The sequence below is a fragment of the Pseudoalteromonas sp. XI10 genome, assembly GCF_001469895.1.
In the GTDB taxonomy this organism is placed as follows: domain Bacteria; phylum Pseudomonadota; class Gammaproteobacteria; order Enterobacterales; family Alteromonadaceae; genus Pseudoalteromonas.
In genome coordinates, this window is record NZ_LOPY01000007.1 from 1 (window position 1) to 3,182 (window position 3,182).

Annotated in this window: 2 protein-coding genes, 3 tRNA genes and 1 rRNA gene; 1 reads left to right on the forward strand and 5 read right to left on the reverse strand. The window is 41.0% G+C overall.

Annotation, left to right across the window (positions count from 1 at the left end):
• A 16S ribosomal RNA gene (locus AUR67_RS00660) occupies positions 1-70 on the reverse strand; the annotation flags it as partial.
• A gap of 593 nt (positions 71-663) precedes the next feature.
• Between AUR67_RS00660 and AUR67_RS00665 the strand changes: the two genes are divergently transcribed.
• Positions 664-2,082 (forward strand): alanine/glycine:cation symporter family protein, encoded by a 1,419-nt coding sequence (locus tag AUR67_RS00665; protein WP_058583729.1) that lies wholly within the window; start codon positions 664-666, stop codon positions 2,080-2,082.
• A 17-nt stretch (positions 2,083-2,099) separates the two neighbouring features.
• On the opposite strand, the gene AUR67_RS00670 is transcribed toward AUR67_RS00665, so the two are convergent.
• From AUR67_RS00670 to AUR67_RS00685, 4 genes are all read right to left on the reverse strand, one after another.
• The gene (locus tag AUR67_RS00670) at positions 2,100-2,546 is read right to left on the reverse strand and encodes a hypothetical protein (protein ID WP_058583730.1); all 447 of its coding nucleotides are present in this window, start codon (positions 2,544-2,546) and stop codon (positions 2,100-2,102) included.
• A 159-nt stretch (positions 2,547-2,705) separates the two neighbouring features.
• Positions 2,706-2,792: transfer RNA gene (locus AUR67_RS00675), tRNA-Leu, on the reverse strand.
• 35 nt (positions 2,793-2,827) lie between these two features.
• Positions 2,828-2,901 (reverse strand) — tRNA-Cys (locus AUR67_RS00680).
• Between the two features lie 18 nt (positions 2,902-2,919).
• Positions 2,920-2,995 (reverse strand) — tRNA-Gly (locus AUR67_RS00685).
• Positions 2,996-3,182 lie beyond the last annotated feature (187 nt).

Sequence of the window (3,182 nt, forward strand, 5' to 3'; positions counted from 1 at the left end):
TCCGCTCGACTTGCATGTGTTAGGCCTGCCGCCAGCGTTCAATCTGAGCCATGATCAAACTCTTCAATTAAAAGTTTTTTGTTTGAAGAAAACTTCAAACCATGCTCAATGAATTCTGATTGTTTGTTTCTACTTTTAAAAAAAGTAAAATCAAAACGAATTGACTATATAGTCACTCAGTTACATTTGAGACTCTAAATTTGTTTGCGTTACTTAGTAAACCAAGCTTCGCTGTTAGAACTCAATCTGTACGAGTGCCCACACAGATGATTGCTTTATATTGTTAAAGAACGTTGCGACGTTGTCGCTAGGGATGCGTATAATACATCCTTAATTTCTCGAGTCAACACTTAATTTTAAACTTTCTTTTTAGACCGTTTTAAACCGAAGTTTTACTTAACTCTGTGTCACTTTGTTCAGCGCTTTTCATTGCTGCCCGCCGTGTCAGTGGATGCGCATTATAGGGATGCGAAGAATTAACGCAAGCACTTTTTGAAGGTTTTTTTGAATAATTTCAAATTAATCAGATACCCACCAAGCGCAAACATGTTACCCACAAACACCTGTGGATAACTGACGTTTTTTAGCAGAAAAACTAAACTCTCCTCGCTTGTTATGGTAACTTGCGCCGCAGATTTTCCACTCGCTCACAAGGCAAGAAAAATGACAGACATTATAAATAGTATAAGTGGTCTCCTTTGGGGTCACATTCTGGTTTACCTTTTAATAGCTGCGGGGCTATTTTTCACTCTTCGACTCGGTTTTATTCAATTCACTCAATTCCCACATATGATCAAAGTGATGTTTCAGAGCCGCCAAGGTTCTGGCGATGGCATTTCTTCATTCCAAGCTTTTTGTACTTCTTTAGCTGCGCGAGTTGGTACGGGTAATATGGCAGGTGTTGCCGTTGCACTTTATTTAGGCGGTGCCGGTGCAATTTTCTGGATGTGGCTTATTGCTTTAATAGGTATGGCGACAAGTTTTGCCGAGAGTACCCTTGCTCAAGCATATAAAACCGTCGATGAAGATGGCAACTTTCGTGGTGGCCCTGCTTATTATATGGAATATGGTTTGGGCAAACGTTGGATGGGTGTGATCTTTTCTCTTTGCCTTATTCTTGCTTTTGGATTGGTATTTAATGCTGTTCAATCAAACTCTATTGCTGCTGCATTTGATGTTGCGTTTGGTATTCCAAACTATGTTGTAGGTATCGGCTTAGTATTAGGGTCAGGTATTATTATTTTTGGTGGCTTAAAAACTATTTCACGTTTTGCAGAAATGGTCGTGCCATTTATGGCGCTGGCTTATTTGTTAGTTGCACTTTATGTGTGTGCCATAAACTACGATTTATTACCAGACGTATTTATGCATGTTATTAATAGTGCCTTTGGTATCGAGCAAGCGGGTGCGGGTGCAATAGGTTATGGTGTAATGCAGGCCATGATCCAGGGTATTAAACGTGGTCTATTCTCTAATGAAGCTGGTATGGGTAGCGCTGCAAATGCTGCTGCAACGGCAACACCTAACCCACCGCACCCAGCCTCACAAGGTTATGTACAAATGCTCGGCGTATTTGTAGATACAATTATTATATGTACTGCAACTGCTGCCCTTATTTTATTATCACAACAGCTTATACCTGATTCAGGTGTGACTGGCATTGCGTTAACACAAGCAGCCCTTGAAGAACACGTTGGTAGTTGGGGTGCAATATTTGTTGCGATTGCAATTTTGTTTTTTGCATTTACCTCTATTGTTGCTAATTATTCTTATGCCGAAACCAATTTATTGTTCTTAGAGCATAACCATGCTTCGGGTATGTTGATCTTCCGATTACTGGTACTTGGTATGGTGATGTTTGGTGCTCTTGGTGAATTGCCACTAGTATGGACCCTTGCCGATGTTTCGATGGGTTTAATGGCTATTGTTAACGTCATCGCTTTATTTATGTTATCGGGCGTAGTTATTTGGCTCGCGAAGGATTACAACACACAACGTAAGGCAGGTAAATTACCTACTTTTGATCCTTCGCAAAACAAAAAGCTAGATCAAACCATTCCTAAAGGCGCATGGCGTAAATAATCTAGTTAAGTAAATTCTTATTTAGGGAGCGTTTGTGCTCCCTTTTTTGTATTTGCTAACTTTTCAAAAACAGACAATATGAATGTAATTTGTTGCTCGTTAAGTTTGGACTCAAGCTGAGTAACAAGCTGATCTTTAATTTGCGCTTTTAATGCTTGTTTTTGTTCTGCGGTTAATAATGGCTGCGATTGTTGCTGATAAGATTGCACAGCAGTAAGCATATCCATTACCACGTCATTATCAAAATCGGTTAGCGCTGCTTTGGCATTACTAATGGCTTGTTCTGATTTATCAAAGACAGTCGATACTTTATCAACAAGCACGCTCACCTCATGAATTTTCAGTACATCGTTAATGTTCGACATAATAATCGCAACAGGAATGAGTACTAATGAGATCGCTAGACAAAGCCCAAATACGGCGCCTACCCAAAACTGATTTAAGCCACGTTTAAATTGTTCCATTATCTTTCCTTGATCCTATTTATTGATTAAAACTTGAAACGCGTTAGCTGTTTTAAAAAGACTAAGGAAACTATAAAGCTATTTTGGCAATAAAAAAATAATTTGATGGGATTATAAAAAGAAATATAAATGAAATAGAGAAAGGGTATTTTATGTAAATGGTGCCCGGGGCCGGACTTGAACCGGCACGCTGTTACCAGCGAGGGATTTTAAATCCCTTGTGTCTACCAATTCCACCACCCGGGCATCGGGTCGCTCGTAAGAGCATGTGGAGTATTAAATGGAGGCGGAACCCGGAGTCGAACCGAGGTAGACGGATTTGCAATCCGCTGCATGGCCACTCTGCCATTCCGCCTTATCGCTTCCAAATAATTGGAGCGGCACACGAGGCTCGAACTCGTGACCTCAACCTTGGCAAGGTTGCGCTCTACCAACTGAGCTAGTGCCGCAAATTTTTTTCTGTCAGTATTTTGTCCGTTGGCGCACAACCTTGAGGTTGCGATGATAACGTTCTGGCAACTGAGCTAGTGCCGCAAATTTTTCTTTATCAAAATGGTGCCCGGGGCCGGACTTGAACCGGCACGCTGTTACCAGCGAGGGATTTTAAATCCCTTGTGTCTACCAATTCCACCACCC

Excerpts from the sequence above, each read along its gene's own strand:
- AUR67_RS00670 (WP_058583730.1), bottom strand. The coding sequence starts at position 2,546 with ATGGAACAATTTAAACGTGGCTTAAATCAGTTTTGGGTAGGCGCCGTA.
- AUR67_RS00665 (WP_058583729.1), top strand. The coding sequence starts at position 664 with ATGACAGACATTATAAATAGTATAAGTGGTCTCCTTTGGGGTCACATT.